This is a genomic window from Streptomyces sp. NPDC019890 (assembly GCF_044903445.1).
Classification (GTDB): domain Bacteria; phylum Actinomycetota; class Actinomycetes; order Streptomycetales; family Streptomycetaceae; genus Streptomyces.
In genome coordinates, this window is record NZ_JBJDQK010000006.1 from 44090 (window position 1) to 60244 (window position 16155).

At 69.5% G+C, this 16155-nt stretch carries 19 protein-coding genes; 11 read left to right on the forward strand and 8 right to left on the reverse strand.

The window, feature by feature from the left end:
* Positions 1–20 precede the first annotated feature (20 nt).
* Together ACI2LP_RS17745 and ACI2LP_RS17750 are read right to left on the reverse strand one after the other, a co-directional pair.
* Positions 21–356: a YnfA family protein gene (locus ACI2LP_RS17745; RefSeq protein WP_404725446.1), complete on the reverse strand. Its 336-nt coding sequence runs from the start codon at positions 354–356 to the stop codon at positions 21–23.
* Positions 357–398: 42 nt separating this feature from the next.
* Positions 399–1346 carry a LysR family transcriptional regulator gene (locus ACI2LP_RS17750; RefSeq protein ID WP_404725447.1) on the reverse strand — a complete coding sequence of 316 codons (948 nt, stop codon included), beginning with the start codon at positions 1344–1346 and terminating at the stop codon, positions 399–401.
* 80 nt (positions 1347–1426) lie between these two features.
* On the opposite strand from ACI2LP_RS17750, the gene ACI2LP_RS17755 reads away from it, so the two are divergent.
* Both ACI2LP_RS17755 and ACI2LP_RS17760 read left to right on the forward strand, forming a co-directional pair.
* Positions 1427–2365, forward strand: a complete 939-nt coding sequence (locus tag ACI2LP_RS17755) for a DMT family transporter (protein WP_404725448.1) — start codon at positions 1427–1429, stop codon at positions 2363–2365.
* Between the two features lie 84 nt (positions 2366–2449).
* On the forward strand, positions 2450–2932 hold the full coding sequence (locus ACI2LP_RS17760) for a hypothetical protein (RefSeq protein WP_404725449.1): 483 nt from the start codon (positions 2450–2452) through the stop codon (positions 2930–2932).
* A 62-nt stretch (positions 2933–2994) separates the two neighbouring features.
* Here the strand turns inward: ACI2LP_RS17760 and ACI2LP_RS17765 are convergent, their stop codons facing one another.
* Positions 2995–4467 carry an FAD-dependent monooxygenase gene (locus ACI2LP_RS17765; RefSeq protein WP_404725450.1) on the reverse strand — a complete coding sequence of 491 codons (1473 nt, stop codon included), beginning with the start codon at positions 4465–4467 and terminating at the stop codon, positions 2995–2997.
* Between the two features lie 104 nt (positions 4468–4571).
* Here ACI2LP_RS17765 and ACI2LP_RS17770 point away from each other — a divergent pair, with 104 nt between their 5' ends.
* Both ACI2LP_RS17770 and ACI2LP_RS17775 read left to right on the forward strand, forming a co-directional pair.
* Positions 4572–5144: a TetR family transcriptional regulator gene (locus ACI2LP_RS17770; protein ID WP_404725800.1), complete on the forward strand. Its 573-nt coding sequence runs from the start codon at positions 4572–4574 to the stop codon at positions 5142–5144.
* Between the two features lie 103 nt (positions 5145–5247).
* Entirely contained in the window at positions 5248–5694 is a 447-nt protein-coding gene (locus ACI2LP_RS17775; RefSeq protein WP_404725801.1) for a MarR family winged helix-turn-helix transcriptional regulator, read from the forward strand.
* Positions 5695–5730: 36 nt separating this feature from the next.
* On the opposite strand, the gene ACI2LP_RS17780 is transcribed toward ACI2LP_RS17775, so the two are convergent.
* The 3 genes from ACI2LP_RS17780 to ACI2LP_RS17790 all read right to left on the reverse strand — a co-directional run bounded on the left by ACI2LP_RS17780 (position 5731) and on the right by ACI2LP_RS17790 (position 8062).
* Positions 5731–6465 (reverse strand): Mut7-C RNAse domain-containing protein, encoded by a 735-nt coding sequence (locus ACI2LP_RS17780; protein WP_404725451.1) that lies wholly within the window; start codon positions 6463–6465, stop codon positions 5731–5733.
* 12 nt (positions 6466–6477) lie between these two features.
* Positions 6478–7323: an SDR family oxidoreductase gene (locus ACI2LP_RS17785; protein WP_404725452.1), complete on the reverse strand. Its 846-nt coding sequence runs from the start codon at positions 7321–7323 to the stop codon at positions 6478–6480.
* Positions 7324–7528: 205 nt separating this feature from the next.
* Positions 7529–8062, reverse strand: a complete 534-nt coding sequence (locus ACI2LP_RS17790; RefSeq protein ID WP_404725453.1) for a GNAT family N-acetyltransferase — start codon at positions 8060–8062, stop codon at positions 7529–7531.
* Between the two features lie 45 nt (positions 8063–8107).
* Between ACI2LP_RS17790 and ACI2LP_RS17795 the strand changes: the two genes are divergently transcribed.
* The gene (locus ACI2LP_RS17795; protein WP_404725454.1) at positions 8108–8728 is read left to right on the forward strand and encodes a hypothetical protein; all 621 of its coding nucleotides are present in this window, start codon (positions 8108–8110) and stop codon (positions 8726–8728) included.
* Positions 8729–8751: 23 nt separating this feature from the next.
* On the opposite strand, the gene ACI2LP_RS17800 is transcribed toward ACI2LP_RS17795, so the two are convergent.
* The gene (locus ACI2LP_RS17800) at positions 8752–9585 is read right to left on the reverse strand and encodes a DUF6597 domain-containing transcriptional factor (protein ID WP_404725455.1); all 834 of its coding nucleotides are present in this window, start codon (positions 9583–9585) and stop codon (positions 8752–8754) included.
* 64 nt (positions 9586–9649) lie between these two features.
* Here ACI2LP_RS17800 and ACI2LP_RS17805 point away from each other — a divergent pair, with 64 nt between their 5' ends.
* A complete protein-coding gene (locus ACI2LP_RS17805; protein ID WP_404725456.1) occupies positions 9650–10228 on the forward strand; it encodes a TIGR03086 family metal-binding protein in 579 nt (192 codons plus the stop codon).
* A 201-nt stretch (positions 10229–10429) separates the two neighbouring features.
* Here ACI2LP_RS17805 and ACI2LP_RS17810 read toward each other — a convergent pair whose 3' ends face one another.
* Entirely contained in the window at positions 10430–10990 is a 561-nt protein-coding gene (locus ACI2LP_RS17810) for a hypothetical protein (RefSeq protein WP_360874495.1), read from the reverse strand.
* Between the two features lie 274 nt (positions 10991–11264).
* Between ACI2LP_RS17810 and hemL the strand changes: the two genes are divergently transcribed.
* The 5 genes from hemL (at position 11265) to ACI2LP_RS17835 (ending at position 16155) form a co-directional block, all read left to right on the forward strand.
* Complete coding sequence (hemL, locus tag ACI2LP_RS17815; protein ID WP_404725457.1) at positions 11265–12581, forward strand: glutamate-1-semialdehyde 2,1-aminomutase; 1317 nt, start codon at positions 11265–11267, stop codon at positions 12579–12581.
* A complete protein-coding gene (locus ACI2LP_RS17820; RefSeq protein WP_404725458.1) occupies positions 12578–13252 on the forward strand; it encodes a histidine phosphatase family protein in 675 nt (224 codons plus the stop codon). The genes hemL and ACI2LP_RS17820 overlap by 4 nt, the downstream gene beginning before the upstream one ends.
* Positions 13253–13473: 221 nt before the next feature.
* Positions 13474–14712, forward strand: coding sequence for a hypothetical protein (locus tag ACI2LP_RS17825; RefSeq protein WP_404725459.1), 1239 nt, complete (start codon positions 13474–13476; stop codon positions 14710–14712).
* Between the two features lie 68 nt (positions 14713–14780).
* Positions 14781–15386, forward strand: a complete 606-nt coding sequence (locus ACI2LP_RS17830; RefSeq protein WP_404725460.1) for a TlpA family protein disulfide reductase — start codon at positions 14781–14783, stop codon at positions 15384–15386.
* Between the two features lie 31 nt (positions 15387–15417).
* Positions 15418–16155: a cytochrome c biogenesis CcdA family protein gene (locus tag ACI2LP_RS17835; RefSeq protein WP_404725461.1), complete on the forward strand. Its 738-nt coding sequence runs from the start codon at positions 15418–15420 to the stop codon at positions 16153–16155.

Consider the following 16155-nt stretch of genomic DNA (forward strand, 5'->3'; position numbering starts at 1 on the left):
CCGGCGGACAGCGCCTGTTCTCAGCGGCCCCGGGGGCCGTACATGATCAACGCCATGCCCGCCAGGCAGACCAGTGCGCCGATCACGTCCCAGCGGTCCGGGCGATAGCCGTCCGCGACCATGCCCCAGGCGATGGAGCCCGCGACGAAGACTCCGCCGTACGCGGCGAGGACGCGACCGAACTCGCCCTCCGGCTGAAGCGTTGCCACAAAGCCGTACGCGCCGAGGGCGATGACGCCCACGCCGATCCAGATCCAGCCCCGGTGTTCCCTGAACCCCTGCCAGACGAGCCACGCGCCGCCGATCTCGAGGAGAGCCGCGAGCAGGAAGAGGGCGGCGGAACGGACGACGAGCATGGGGCACAGCGTGCCACGCCGGACGCCCGCGTTTGCACCGGTTCAGGTCTTGACGGCCGGGCTTGCTGTTGCGTCGGAATCCGCGTTGACGTCCCGGCTCTGGATCGTTGCGGCCGCACGGTGCAGTTCGGTGAGCACCGTCCGTACGGCTCTTCGCGCGAGGCGTTCAGGACGATGGAGTACATCGATGTGACGTCGGGCGTGTACGCCGCTGAGCGGTTTGAGGACCAGCGCGGGATGCGGACGCGTGGTCCAGCGGGGCATCAGGGCCAGGCCGCCCCCGGCGGCGACCACTTCGGCAACCACCGCGAATTCGTTGATGCGATGGGCGATTTCGAGCCGTCGGTTCGCGGCAGTCGCGATGGCGTCGATGGTGGCCATGAGGGGGAAGCCGTCGTGAACGGTGATCCAGGGCTGATCCGCAACGTCTCGCGGGGTGAGGCGTCGTTTGGCGGCCAGCGGATGGTCGGCCGGCATGGCGATGTCGAGCGGTTCACGCAGCAGCGTGGTGACGGTGACAGCGCGCGGCCACGGAGGCGCATGGTCCAGATGGTGGGCGAGCACGAGGTCGTACTCGCGGGTCAGCCGCGGGAAGTGGTCCTGCGCCACGTCCTCGTCGGCGAGCGAGAGCTGCGGGCGCCCGGGGCCGGTCTGGCCCCGCAGCAGGAGCGGGAAGAATGCCGAGGCCGCGCTGTGGAAGGCCGCCACCGACACGCCTCCGTCCGGCTGGTCGACGAACTCGTCGATGGTGTGCCGTGCCCGGGCCAGCGCGGTCTCCACCTCGACCGCCGCGTCGGCCAGGGCCTGCCCGGCATCGGTGAGCACCAGCCGTCGTCCGTCACGTTCGGTGAGCGAGACGGGGATCGAGCGTTGCAGCAGCCGTAGCTGTTGTGAGATCGCCGAGGGAGTCATCAACAGCGCCTCGGCGGCCGCGGTGACACTTCCCAGCTCACCGAGCTCCCGCAAGATCCGCAACTGCCGTTCATTCATCTTCCCAGTGTAGTGAAGCTTAAGGGTTGATGAAGAAGCTCGCTCTTGGCTTCAGAGTTGAGCTGGTGCAGCGTAGGGGCGTGTTCCAAGCCCGCCGCACTGACGCAGTGCTTCTCCTTGTCGCCATCGTCTGGGGCTCCAGCTACCTGGCCGCGAAGACGGCCACCTACGCACTCCCGGTCCTGGTAGTGCTGTTCGTGCGGTACCTGTTCTCCGCGATCGCCTGCCTCACCCTCACCTTCGCCACCGCCCGCCGCCGGCACAGGCGCTGCACACGAGATGAGGTGCGTGTCGGGGCGCTCCTGGGAGTCACACAGGCGGCTGTCCTGGTACTGGAGACATACGGCGTCGCGCACACCAGCGCAGCCAACGCCGGCCTGATCATCAGCCTCACCATCGTGCTCACCCCGCTGCTGGACCGCACAGCCGGCAACGGCCGGCTTCCCCCGCGCTTCTTCGCCGCCACGGGCGTGTGCCTCCTGGCCGTCGGACTGCTCATGTCCGGCAGCGGCTTCCATGCTCCCGGGATCGGTGACCTGCTGATGCTCGCCGCCGCGGTGGTGCGCGCGGCACACGTCGCGCTCGTGGGACGGCTCACGAAGGGCCTCACTGTGCGGCCGCTGCAGCTCACGGCCGTTCAGACGGTTGTCGGCTCGGCGCTGTTCGCGGTGCCCGCCGCGAGCGGCCTGCCGATGCTGGGCCGGATCGATGCCGCCGTTCTGGCCCAACTCGTCTATCTCGCCCTGTTCTGCAGTGTGTTCGCCTTCCTCGCCCAGACCTGGGCGGTGCAGCACAGCTCTGCCAGCCGGGCGAGCCTGCTGCTCGGCACCGAACCGGTCTGGGCCGTCGCGATCGGCATCGGCCTCGGTGGCGAACGGCTCACCGTCCTCGCCGCCCTCGGCACGGCCCTCATGGTCGCCGGAACGTACTGGGGGCAGGCCATCGAACGCGCCCACCGGACCATCAAGAGCGAGGAGATCCCGTGCCGGACAACGGCACCTGCATCGGGCTGCGCGTAATCGAGCAGGGCATCGACACGGGGCCGACTCGCCCGGGCTGACGAGAAGTCAGGGACAGTCAGTCATAAAAGGTATCTTCTGGTCATGTGTGTGACGCGCAAGACCCTGCTGGCGTTGTGCGCCGCAGTGGTGATGGCGGTTGGTCCGGGAGTGAGCGCGAACGCCGGTGACCGGACGATCGTGCCGGAGGCGGACGTGGCGCACCACGGCCATGTCTCGTTGACGAGCGGGCGGCTCGGGGTCTCGCTGGTCACCGAGAGCGATGGTCCGGCGAGCCTCGCGGACGCGACCGTGCGGCTCTCCTTCTCGGTGCCCGTGGCCGCTGTCCGGGCGCTGCCCGCCGGGTGTCTGTGGGGCAGCGACCGACTGGTGCTGTGCGCGACGGGCTCGCTGCGAGCCGGTGTCGCCGGCCGCCGGGTCACGCTCGATCTGCGGACCCTCGGTACATGGGACGAGGTCGTCATGAGCGTCGGAACCCAGTGGAACGGCGGCGCGACCGACCGGAACCCGGCCAACAACGAGCATCAGGTACTGACACCGGCCACCGGAGACCCGTACGTCTTCTGAGTGCGTCAGAGGTTCCTCTCTCCCGCGTCTGGCGCCGTGCCTCCGACCTGCTGCCGGGCCGTTCAGTGTCCGCTCGCCCAGGCGATGTAGCCGTCGGGGCGGATCAGCAGCGCGCCGCTGCGGTCCGTCGTCCAGTGCGCCCGTATGACGCTGCCGGGGGCGGCCGGCGCCGCGGGGGTCTCGCCGGTCGGCGCGACCAGCACGAACCTGCCCTCGCGCAGCAGCTCGTAGAGCCGGCCCTCGGCGAGCTTCAGGTCGGGTGCGCGCTTGCCGGTGAGGCGGTGGGATCCGCGCGGCGCGGCGTACGAGATGCCGATCCCGGAGACCATGCCCATCGCCTTGGCGCCCGCGGGGCGGACCGTGTTCAGGAAGCGGGACGCGAGCGAGCGGGCGGCGCGCTGGAGCGGGGTGTGGGCCATGGCCAGGCGGACGATCGCGCCGCTGCTGCGCAGCACCATCGCGCCGACGCGGTGCCGCTCCGACTGGTAGCTGTCGAGCAGGGCCTCGGGGTCGGGGGCCCGGCCCTGGAGGACCGAGGCGAGCTTCCAGGAGAGATTCGCCGCGTCCTGCAGGCCGGTGTTCATGCCCTGGCCGCCCGCGGGGGAGTGGACGTGCGCCGCGTCGCCCGCGAGGAAGACCCGGCCCGTCCGGTACGAGGGGACCTGGCGCTCGTCGCTGTGGAAGCGGGAGATCCAGCGCGCGTCGTGCATGCCGTGGTCGGTGCCGAGGGCGAGGCGGGCGATCTCGCGCACCTCGTCGAGGTCGACGGGCTCGCTGTCGGGGACCTGGCGCGTGCGGTTCCAGCCCATGACCCGGTACCAGCCGTCGCCGAAGGGGGCGATGAAGGCGAAGGCGTCGCCCGCGCCGTTGACCGTGAGGAGGTCTTCGGGCTCATCCGTGAGCCGGACGTCCGCGAGGACGATGGAGCGGATCACGGAGACGCCCGGGAACGGCAGATCGAGGGCCTTGCGCACGGCGCTGCGCACTCCGTCGGTGCCGACCAGATAGCGGGCGCGCAGGGTGCGGCGCGTGCCGTCGGCGTCCTGGACCTCGGCGGTGACCTCTTCGGAGGACTGGGTCAGGCCGAGCAGCTCCGTCCCGTGCCGGAAGGTCACGCCGGTCGAGAGCGCACGGCGCTCCAGCAGATGCTCCACCTCGTACTGCGGGGTGATGAGCAGATACGGGAAGCGGGAAGGCAGCCGTGACAGGTCCATTGAGAGCCGGCGGAAGAGCCGCAGGCCGGTGATGGGCGTGCCCTTCTTGACCAGTTCGTCGGCCAGTCCGCGGGAGTCCAGCAGCTCCAGCGTGCGGGCGTGCACGCCGAACGCCCGCGTCATGTTGCTCGTCTCGTGCGGGCGGCGCTCGACGACGGTGACGGATACGCCCGCGGCGGCGAGGTCGCCCGCGAGCAGCATGCCGGTGGGGCCCGCGCCCACGACGAGGACGTCGGTGATGTCACCGGGGCGGGCGGCCTGCGCGGCGCGCTGGGCCGCCGGCGTGCCGGTCGTTCCTTCGGTGCTGGGCTTGCCGTTCATGGCTGCCTCCTGGGTGCCAACGCTTGTTGGTCAACGCTTGTTGGCAAATGTAGAGCGGCCGGGCCTGGCATGTCAACACCTGTTGGCCTACAGTTGTTGGCATGATGACGGAAGCCCCGAGCGGTCCGCGCCGCTCCGATGCCACCCGGGCCGCGATCCTCGAAGCGGCGCGCGAGCGCTTCGCCGCGGACGGGTACGAGCGCGCCACCATCCGCGCCATCGCCCGCGACGCAGGCATCGACCCGTCGATGGTCATGCGCTACTACGGCAACAAGGAGGGGCTGTTCGCCGCCGCCTCCGAATTCGATCTGCGCCTGCCCGAGTTGGGCGCCCTGCCCGCCAAGCACATAGGCGCGGTCCTGGTCTCCCACTTCCTTGACCGGTGGGAGCAGGACGAGGTGCTGACCGCGCTGCTGCGGGCGAGCGTCACCAATGCCGCTGCCGCCGAGCGGGCGCAGGAGATCTTCAAGGGCCAGCTCGGGCCCGTCGCCGCCGCCATCTGCCCCGACCCGGCCGAGGCTCCCCGCCGCGCCGCCCTCGCCGCCTCGCAGATTCTCGGGATGGCGCTCGCTCGGTATGTGCTCCGTTTCCCACCCGCCGCCGACATGCCCAGAGAAGAGGTGATCGCCTGGCTGGCACCGACGATTCAGCGGTATCTGACGGCGGAGGAGCCGTAGAGCCCTTGGTTCGTACAATCTCTGCATGACGCAGAAGAATGCGGACGGGCGCGAAGAACTGCCTGCCGGGCGCGATGCGGTGCCGAGCGGGCGCGGCAGGCTGATGGACGAGCTGTCCACCGCCTCGCGGCGCTACATGGCCTCGTACGCCCTGTTCAACCAGGCCCTCGCCGACCATCTGCGGCTGCACCCCACCGATCTGCAGTGCCTCAATCTGCTGGGGCTCGAACCGGGTCCTGTCACCACCGGGCGTGTCGCCGAGCTGACCGGGCTGACCACCGGGTCCGCGACGCGGCTCGTCGACCGGCTGGAGCGGGCCGGGTATGTCACGCGCGAGCGCGACGCCGAGGACCGGCGGCGGGTGCTGGTGACCCTGGTGCCCGAGCGGATGGCGGAGTTCGCTGCGGTGTGGCAGAAGCTGAACGGTTCCTGGTACGCCATGTTCGATGCGTACAGCGACGAGGAGGTCGCCCTCCTCACCGCCCATATGCGACGGACCGTGGAGCTCAGTGCCGCGCAGATCGAGCGCCTGCGGGGCGGCGAGCTCTGACCGGGCCGAGGGCGCGGGCCGGCAATCGGCGCTGAACTATGCGGCGGCGCCGCCGAATTCCCGCACGGCCTCCTCGACGATCGCCTGCAGACGGGCGTGGTGGGCGCCCCGCCAGTACACCCGGTCGCAGGCCGTGCACTGCGCGAATACGTCGTACGAGCGCTGCGTGCCCTGCTGCAACTGGTCCTGGACCGAGTTCTTGTCGGCCTCCGCCAGCCGGCCGTTGCACGCCGTGCAGCGGGTCCACGGCTCGAGCGCGGGCGCGAACCGCTCCAGTACGTCACGGAGCTGGTCGTCCGGCCGGTCGCTGTAGATGTACGCCCCCGCCCAGATCTCCCGTCGCCGCAGCAGCCCGCGGTCCCGGGAGAGCAGCACCCGCCGCTCCTTTGCCGAGAGGGCGGCGAGCGCGGGGTCGCCGATGTCCTCGTTCTCGTACGCGGCGTCGACGCCGAGGAGCCGCAGTCGCCGCGCCAGCGTGCCCAGGTGGACGTCGAGCAGGAAGCGCAGCGGGGCGCCGGGGACCTGCTGAGGCCGCTCGACGCCGTACACCTCGACGCTCTCGCCCGTGCTCGGGATGTGGGAGACCGCCACCTCGCGGCCGTCGACGAGCAGCCGGCCCGCCTCCGTGAGCGGGACGCCGAGCGACTCGATGACATGGCCGAGCGTCGACGATCCGTCGGTGACCAGGGCCGTACGCCCCTGCCGACGCTCCGAGGGGATGAAGAGGCGCAGCTCAGGGGCGACGCTGAGGTGGATTTCCGGTCCGTTCACGCCGCCAGCATGTCATCGGGCGGCGCGGAAGGCATCCGCGTTCTCCTCGGCCCAGTGGGCGAAGGTGCGGGCGGGGTGGCCGGTCAGTTCCTCGACGGTCGTGGTGAGGGGGGCGGGCGAACCGTCCGTCGAGGCCCAGTAGTTGAGCAGACCGTCGGCGAAGGCGCCGGGCATGTACCCGGCAATGGACTCCTTCCAGGCCTCGCGCGTCACGGTGTTGAAGGGGAAGGGGCTGCCGACGGCGCGTTCGAGGATCGCGAGCTGCTCGGTGAACGTGAGCGATTCGGGGCCGGTCAGGTGGTACGTGCTGCCCCGCAGTCGCGGCTGGGTGAGCGCCGCGAGCGCGGCTTCCGCGATGTCCCGCTCGTGGATCGGATCGCCGTAACTGCCGGGGTACGGCAGGTCGATCGCGCCCGTGGACTCCAGTGCCCAGCGCCACTGGAGCGCGTTGCCCGCGAAGGCTCCGGGCTGCAGGACGGTGCTCTCGACGGGCGAGGCGGCGAGCGCCTGCTCGACCGCGAGATGGGAGGCGGCGATCGGGTTGTCCGCGGCGTCCGGGTCGAGGACGGAGCTCGACGAGAGCAGCACTATGTGCTCGACGCCCGCGGCGTCGGCCTCGTCGAGGAAGGCTCCGATGTGCGACGGCTCGGCGTACAGAAAGACGGAGGTGACGGAGTCGAGGGCGGCCGGGAAGGTCGCGGGATCGTCGAGCGCGCACTTCACGGCGTTGACGCCCGCGGGCAGGCTGAGCTTCTCGGGGGCGGCGGATGCGGCCCGGACATCGGCTCCGGCCTGCTGCAGGAGCGTGATGAGGGTGGAGCCGACTTTGCCGCGGCTGCCGGTGACGAGCACGGTCATGGCTGAGGTTCCTTAGGGGAGTTGTGTGCGGTGCAGCTCGGGCGACGCGGAAAGGTTGCTCCGAGGGCACGGGACGCGCAGTCACACCGCTCAATTAGGTGATGTTGCGCAGAATCTGCGTGACGCAGATAAATATCCGTGAAGAGGGCCTGCCCGTCAAGCACATAAAGCGCGAGCGAGCCCGGCAGGACCCGGAAGGCGGGCCCTAGCCTCGCGGGGTTGCCCGCAGATCCAGCCGCCAGTCGTTCGACGTCGCCACGTTGCCCGGTGGGTACTCGAAGTCGCACTCGCCCATCAGCTCGAAGCCCGCCTTCCTGCACACCGCGTTCGAGGGGCGGTTGTCAGGGGGCGGGAACGCGTGCAGATATCGGTGCCTGTGCTGCGCCCGTGCCTCCTCGACGACCGCCACCGCGCCCGCCGTCGCTATCCCCCTGCCCTGGAAGGCGGACAGGACGCTCCAGCCCGTCTCGTACACCTGCCGTCCCTGCCACGGCTTCTCCCAGAAGCCGACCGTGCCTGCCGCCTCACCCGTCTCTGCCAGGACGATGCGGTACATCCGGCCCCTGCCGGTACGGTCGGAGCTCAGCTCCACATAGCGCTCGTGCCGCGTGATCAGCTGTTCCTCCGTCTCCGGGCCTCCCAGGTGCGTCATCAACTCCGGTGCGTTCGCAGCGCGCAGCAGGTCGAAGTCGTCCTCGGACCATGGCTCGATCCGTACCTGCGGTGCTTTGATCTCCATGTCACGCACTGTAAGACGCAGGTCTGACAACCGGGGGTCACGAGGATGAGCTTCACCGGTGTGTGGGCGATCGGTGCCGTCCCCGACGCCGAAGTTGTCGCCCTGCCCGGGCGCTTCGCCCACCTGGAGGGGGAGTGGACCACGCCTCCCAGCTACGCCGATGACCTGGCGTGGTGGCTGAGTGGCGGCGACCGCGAGCCGTACTTCACGCCCGAGCCCACGCCCGCCGCCCTCCGTTTCGCCGCCTTCGCGCGCAGCGGCGGCCCGAGCGCACCGGCCGTGACCGCGATGAAGGAGGCGAGCATGGACCTCCTCCGCACGGCCGAAGGCAGCGCTGCGTTTGCCGCCGCCGCCCACAAGGGGGACCCTGCCACCGCCCTCTGCTACGGCCTCGGGGCGGAGGCTGCCGCCCGGCTCCCCGGCTGGTTCGGAGACTTCCTGCTGACCGCCGCCGAAGTACGGGCCGTCCTCCCGCACGCCGAGTCCGTGCTCGCCGTCCACGGGCCCCGCCGTACGGAGATCCTCGCGCGGATCGACGCCTGGATGTCGGCCATGAGCGACGACCCCGGCTTCGATGCGCGCATGCTGCTGGACGGGCCGCTGCGGGTGCTGCGATACGCCGCAGCGGGTGGAACGGGAGCGGTCGGCGTCACCGAAAGCTACTGAGAGCTGCTGAGAGCTGCTGAGGGCTATCCCGGGGCCTGGCGTGCGTACGCCGTCGGCGGGACGCCCACCGTCGCGGTGAAGTCCCGTACGAGATGCGCCTGATCGCTGTAGCCGAGCTCGGCGGCCAGCTCCGCCCAGTCCGGCGCACCTTCGCCCGCCGGATCCTCGCCCGACTCGGCCCGCTCAAGCGCCTCATGGATGCGATAGCGCAGGATGACCCACTTGGGTCCGACGCCGACGTACGCAGCGAAGAGCCGCTGGAGCGAACGCGCCGACACTCCTTCCGCCGCCGCGAGCTCGGCGACGCGCCGGATCGTACGGTCCGTACGCACCAGATCGACAAGCGTCATCGCCCGCAGCGCCTGTGGGTCCGCCGCCGGCTCCAGGCCCAGCAGGAAGGCGTCCAGGGAGGCCACCCGCGCGTCCTCCGCCTCCGGCCCGACGATCGCCCCCGCCGTCCGGGCATCCGCGCCCGCCAGCACGTCCGTGACCGGCACCCGCTGACCCGTCCAGTCGGAAACCGGCCAGCGGGGCGCGAACGGCCGGAAGCCGCCGGGCCGGAACTGCACCCCGCACACCCGCCCCCGGCCCTCCAGTTTCTGTGTGAAGAGCCCCAGGCCGACGCCGGCGACCTCGCCCCACGCCGGCTCGTCGCCGTGCCTCTGGAAGACCGCGTTCACGGACGGATGCGGCACCACATGGGAGGCGTACGGCTCCGTGAGGTCCCAGTCGATGAGCCAGTAGTGCTCGAGATACGGGCGCAGCTCGGGGGCTGGCTCCCGGCGGCGGAAATCGACCCGCGCGAAGAGCTCGCGGGCCTCGACGATTCCCCTGGTGTCGCGTCGTGGACCGGCCATGACGCGGATCCTATGTCGCGTTTGTTCAATACGCAGGGTGCCTGTCACGTCCTACCGTCGAGGGATGACGAAGACCATCAGTGAGCTGCTCGACGCGGCGGCGGAGCATGCCGTTCCGGTTGTGCGCGGCATCGCCGACGACCGGCTGTCCGACCCCACGCCGTGTGTCGAGTACGACGTACGCAGCCTGACCGACCACCTCATCCAGGTGGTGATCAACTTCCAGAAGCTGGCCGCGAAGCAGGACTCCGACTTCTCGTCCGAGCCGCACTACATGCAGGGCGACTGGCGGGGCCGGTTCGCCGACGAGACTGCCGCACTCGTCGCGGCGTGGGCGGCTCCGGGCGCCGAGGAGGGCACCACCGGGAGCATGGGATTCCCGGCCAGAACCGTCGCCAACATGGCGCTGGGCGATCTGACCGTGCACGCCTGGGACCTGGCCCGCGCCACCGGGCAGGAGTTCACGCCGGATCCGGCCGTGGTCGACGAGATCGGGCCCGCGCTCGCGGAGATGGCGCCCATGGCACGGCAGGGCGGCGTGTTCGGCGAGCCCGTCGAGGTGGGGGACGACGCGTCCGCGTTCGACCGGGTGCTCGCGCTGACCGGCCGTGACCCGCACTGGCAGCCCAAGCGGCCCGAGTAGCCCGCGGCGGACCGGGACCCGGCAATCCGGTGGCCCGGCAACCCGGGTGGCTGGAGCAACCCGGCAACCCGGGCGGCCGGAGCAGCCCGCGAGGACCAGGCAACGGCTTCACCCGGCGGCGCTCGGCTTCACCGGGCGGGGCGCCGCCACCCTGCGATCCGCGGCTCGCTCAGGCCACCTGCGCCCTGCCGGAGCGCCGGCTCAGGGCCACACCAGGCAGTACGGCTGGTGCCCCGCCTCATGCAGACGATGGCTGAAATCCTGCCATTCGTGCAGCAGTTGGTAGACGTTGAAGGCGTCCCGCGGGCCGCCCCGGTCCGGGACCGTCGACCAGATGAAGGCAGCCGCACCCACGGACTCCTCGCCGATGTCCCGCAGCGGGTCGACCACCGTCATCGGAAGCTTGACCACCGCATAGTCGGGGTGGAGCACCACCAGCTCCAGCGGCGGCACTTTGTTCAGCGGCATGCCCTGGATGCCGGTCAGCACCATGGCGGCTATCGTCTCCGGTTTGATCTTGGCGAACATCCCGCCCATGCCGAGCTCGTCGCCGCCCAATTCCTCCGGGCGCATCGAAATCGGCACCCGAGCGGCCGTGGCTCCGTCAGGCGCACCGAAATACTTGTAGGTCACCCCCACTCGGCCGCTCCTGCTTCCCAAGGGCTCGTGCGCGCCTGCGTCGCCTCGCCGGTGCTTTCCACGCCGGGCAGGCTCGGGACCCAGGTCGTCGGTCCCCTCGCCCAGTCCGCCACCGCGATGCATATCTCCACCCGACCACTCGCAGCCCCCGCCGCGCAACCCGATCATCGTGACAGTGACCTCCCCCACGAACGTACTGTGAAACACCAGTCCGCAAGAACGTCGGGGCCTCTGACACCATGGATTCCGTGAGCTTTCCCAATGTCGCCCCAGTTTCGCAGACGCGAGCGGGGTGACGCCCTTTCGTAATACGAGGAGACCGCGCTCCCTGCTCACCGGTGGCCGAGATCCTCTCTCCCGGCCCCACCGAACACCCGAATCGCAGATCAGGACCAAAGTGGCGTATTCATACGAAGCCCCAGTTTCGCAGTCGCTTTTCGACCGCGCGTCCCTCGTGACGCCCGGCGGCGTCAACTCTCCCGTCCGCGCCTTCCGAGCCGTGGGCGGTACGCCCCGGTTCATGGTGTCCGGAAACGGCCCATACCTTACCGATGCGGACGGACGCGAATATGTCGACCTTGTCTGCTCCTGGGGGCCGATGATCCTCGGGCACTCCCACCCGGCCGTCATCGAGGCGGTGCAGTCGGCGGTCGCCCGCGGCACCTCCTTCGGCACGCCCGGCGAGGGGGAAGTCACACTCGCCGAGGAGATCGTGGACCGGATCGACCCCGTCGAGCAGGTACGCCTGGTTTCCAGCGGTACCGAAGCGACGATGTCCGCGATCCGGCTGGCGCGCGGCTTCACCGGCCGGACCAAGATCGTGAAGTTCGCCGGCTGCTACCACGGTCATGTGGACGCGCTGCTGGCCGCCGCCGGCTCGGGCGTGGCGACGTTTGCGCTGCCGGACACCCCAGGAGTCACGGGCGCGCAGGCCGGGGACACCATCGTGCTGCCGTACAACGATCTGGCGGCGGTGCACGAGGCCTTCCGCGCGCACCCCGGTGAGATCGCCTGTGTGATCACCGAGGCATCGCCGGGCAACATGGGCGTCGTACCGCCGCTGCCCGGCTTCAACGAGGGTCTCAAGGCGGCCTGTGCGAAGAACGGCGCGCTGTACATCTCCGACGAGGTCATGACCGGATTCCGTACCTCGAGGGCGGGTTGGTACGGCGTCGACGGCGTCGTACCCGATCTGATGACCTTCGGCAAGGTCATGGGCGGTGGCTTCCCCGCGGCGGCTTTCGGCGGCCGCCAGGACGTCATGGCGCACCTCGCCCCGGCCGGTCCGGTCTACCAGGCGGGCACGCTCTCCGGTAACCCGATCGCGACCGCTGCCGGTCTGGCGCAGCTGCGGCTGCTGGACGACGCCGCGTACGAGAAGGTCAACGCGGTCTCGGCCGAGATCCAGGATCTTGTGACGCAGGCGCTCGGCAAGGAGGGTGTGGCCCACCGGCTCCAGACGGCGAGCAACATGTTCTCCGTCTTCTTCACCGGCTCTCAGGTCAGGAACTACGAGGACGCGAAGAAGCAGGAGTCCTTCCGCTTCACCGCCTTCTTCCACTCGATGCTCGCCCAGGGCGTCTACCTGCCGCCGTCGGCCTTCGAGTCCTGGTTCGTCTCCACCGCCCACGACGACCGGGCGATCGAGCGGATCGCCGCCGCGCTGCCCGCCGCCGCCCGCGCCGCCGCCGAGGCGACGGAGGTGTCGGCATGAGCGAGATCACTGTGGTCCATCTGCTGCGGCACGGCGAGGTCGAGAACCCCGACGGTGTGCTCTACGGCCGCCGGGCCGGCTACCACCTCTCCGAGCTCGGCCGGCAGATGGCCGACCGGGTCGCCGAGCATCTCGCCGACCGCGACATCACCCATGTCGTCTCCTCGCCGCTCGAGCGCGCCCAGGAGACGGCGACCCCCATCGCCAAGAGCCACAGCCTCACCCTCGACACCGACGAGCGGCTGATCGAGGCGGCGAACGTCTTCGAGGGCAAGACCTTCGGCGTCGGTGACGGCGCGCTGCGCAGGCCGTCCAACTGGAGGCATCTGACCAACCCGTTCCGCCCGTCGTGGGGGGAGCCGTACGTCGATCAGGTCGTACGGATGACGAGTGCGCTGGAGGCGGCGCGGGACGCGGCCCGCGGCCACGAGGCCGTCTGCGTCAGCCATCAGCTGCCGATCTGGATCGTGCGGAGTTTTGTCGAGCGGCGCCGGCTCTGGCACGACCCGCGACGGCGGCAGTGCACTCTGGCATCGCTGACCACATTCACGTACGAGGGCGACCGGATTGTTTCCGTCGGTTACAGCGAGCCCGCGCGTGATCTTGTTCCGGCGCATCTTCTCGCCGGTGCAAAGCCCGTGAAGGGCAAGGCCAAAGCATTTGGTGCGTAGCGCGGCGCACGTACGGCGCACAGTAGGGCGCTAGTACGGCGCAAGGTTGGCCCCGCAGCTCGGTGATCATTCGTGAGTAGTCCGTGAGCAGTTCCTCACGGACGCCCACGAAAACGAGTGCGAGTCTTTCGGAACCCCCGTCTTCCGTTTGGCATCTAAACCATTGAGGTTTGGACGGGCTCTCCCGACCCGGGAGAGCGGGGGACCGGGGGGCGACAGATATGCGTGACATCAGTCGAAGGGGCTTGCTGGGGGCGGGACTTGGAGCCGCGGCCGCGATCTCGATCGCGGGCTGCGGCTCGTCCGGTCTGGACGTTGGCGGACTTATCGGATCGGGCAAGGACGGTGACGGGGGGAAGCCGTCCCCGTCCAAGCCCGAGGGCCGGCCCATCGGTGACGGCTCCACGTCCGACACCGGAAAGCAGCCCAACCAGCCGCCGAAGCCCGTTCCGCTTGAGCCGGGCCAGACGCCGCCGCAATTCGTCGTCTTCTCCTGGGACGGCGCGGGCGAGGTCGGCAACGGTCTCTTCCCGCGCTTCCTCGAACTCGCGAAGAATCACGACGCGGCGATGACCTTCTTCCTCTCCGGGCTCTATCTGCTCCCGGAGTCGAAGAAAACGATCTACCGCCCGCCGAACAATGGCATCGGCGCGTCCGACATCGGTTATCTCACCGACGGTCACATCAAGGAGACGCTGAAGTACGTACGCCAGGCATGGCTCGACGGCCATGAGATAGGCACGCACTTCAACGGGCATTTCTGCGGCGGCTCCGGATCGGTCGGCAACTGGTCGCCCGCGGACTGGCAGAACGAGATAGACCAGGCTGTGAAGTTCGTCACCGAGTGGCGTACGAACACCGGCTGGACGGACATCGATCCGCTGCCCTTCGACTACCGCAAGGAACTCGTCGGCGCCCGCACGCCCTGTCTGCTCGGCCAGGACAAGCTGCTGCCCACGGCGAAGAAGCTCGGCTGGCGCTACGACGCGAGCTCGCCCGGCGGCCGCCAGATGTGGCCCGTCAAGTGCCAGGGTCTGTGGGATCTGCCGCTCCAGCAGATGCCGTTCCCGGGGCACTCCTTCGAGGTGCTCTCGATGGACTACAACATCCTCGCCAACCAGTCGCAGAATTCGACCAAGGGCATGCCCGAGCGCTATCCCGGCTGGAAGAAGCAGGCCACCGACGCCTACCTCGCCGGATTCAATCGCGCCTACGAGTCCAATCGCGCGCCCTTCTACATAGGCAACCACTTCGAGCAGTGGAACGGCGGCATCTACATGGACGCCGTCGAGGAGGCTCTCAAGGGCATGGCCGGCAAGAAGGACGTACGGCTGGTCTCCTTCCGGCAGTTCTGCGACTGGCTCGACGTCCAGGACCCGCAGGTGCTCGCCAAGCTTCGTACGCTCGAGGTCGGCCAGTCGCCGGCCGGCGGCTGGAACACATTCTTTAAGGCAGCTTGACAAGGTGCGTTACGGGCACCCAGGGGGTCGCGGAAAGATCCCCGGAACGGCCATGCGAAACTTTTCACATGAGCCTTGGTCGTGCCCCTCACGCTGCCGTGCTGACCGCCGTGGTCGCCGTCGGCGCGCTCACCCTGTCCGCCTGCAGCGGTGACTCCAACGGCAAGTCCGGCGGTGGCGGCAACACCAACTTCGTCACCAACACCGGCGGCATCTCGACCGTCGCGAAGGGGGAGCGGACGGCTCCCAACGAGCTCTCCGGCGAGACCCTCGAAGGCAAGCAGCTCGACATCGCCGACCTCAAGGGCAAGGTCGTCGTGATGAACGTCTGGGGCTCCTGGTGCCCGCCCTGCCGGGCCGAGGCGCCGTATTTCTCCAAGGTCTCCAACGAGACCAAGGACAAGGGAGTGGAGTTCGTCGGGATCAATACCCGCGACCACAACAAGAGCCCGGCGCTCGCCTTCGAGAAGGACTACTCGATCACCTACCCGAGCCTGTACGACCCGGTGGGCAAACTGATCGTCAATGGCTTCCCCAGGGGCAGCCTCAATCCGCAGGCCATTCCCTCCACGATCGTGCTCGACCGTGAGGGGAAGATCGCGGCGCGCTCGCTGAAGGCGCTCGACGACAAGGAACTCCACGAGATCATCGATCCGCTGATCGCGGAGAAGTGATCTTGTGCATGTTCTCGCTGCCGCTTCCGGCATGAATGAGACGGTCTTCGGCGGGGCACTCGTCCTCGCCCTGCCCATCGCCGTACTCGGCGGGCTCGTCTCGTTCTTCTCGCCCTGCGTGCTGCCGCTCGTACCCGGCTATCTGTCGTACGTCACCGGGGTCAGCGGCAGCGATCTGGCCGAGGCCAGACGCGGCCGGATGGTCGCGGGAGCCTCCCTCTTCGTGCTCGGCTTCACCGCCGTCTTCGTCTCCGGCGGGGCGCTCTTCGGCTACTTCGGCTCCACCCTGCAAGGACAGAAGGAGATCCTCTCCAAGATCCTCGGTGTGCTGATGGTCCTGCTGGGCGTCTTCTTCATGGGGTTGATGCCCTGGCTCACCCAGCGGGAATTCCGCATCCACAAGCGGCCGGTGACCGGTCTGGTGGGCGCCCCGCTGCTGGGCGCGCTGTTCGGCGTCGGCTGGACGCCGTGCATCGGACCGACGCTCGCGTCCGTGAACGCGCTGGCCGCCGAGCAGGCGAGCGCGGGCCGGGGGGCCATACTGACCGTCGCGTACTGCATCGGTCTCGGGCTGCCCTTCGTGCTCGCGGCGGTGGCCTTCCGCAAGGCGCTCGGCGCCTTCGGCTGGGTCAAGCGCCACTACGCCTGGGTGATGCGGATCGGCGGCGTCATGATGATCGCGACCGGTCTGCTGCTGCTCACCGGCGTCTGGGACGGCCTGGTGCAGGACATGCAGGGCTGGGCCAACGGCTTCACGGTGGGGATCTGA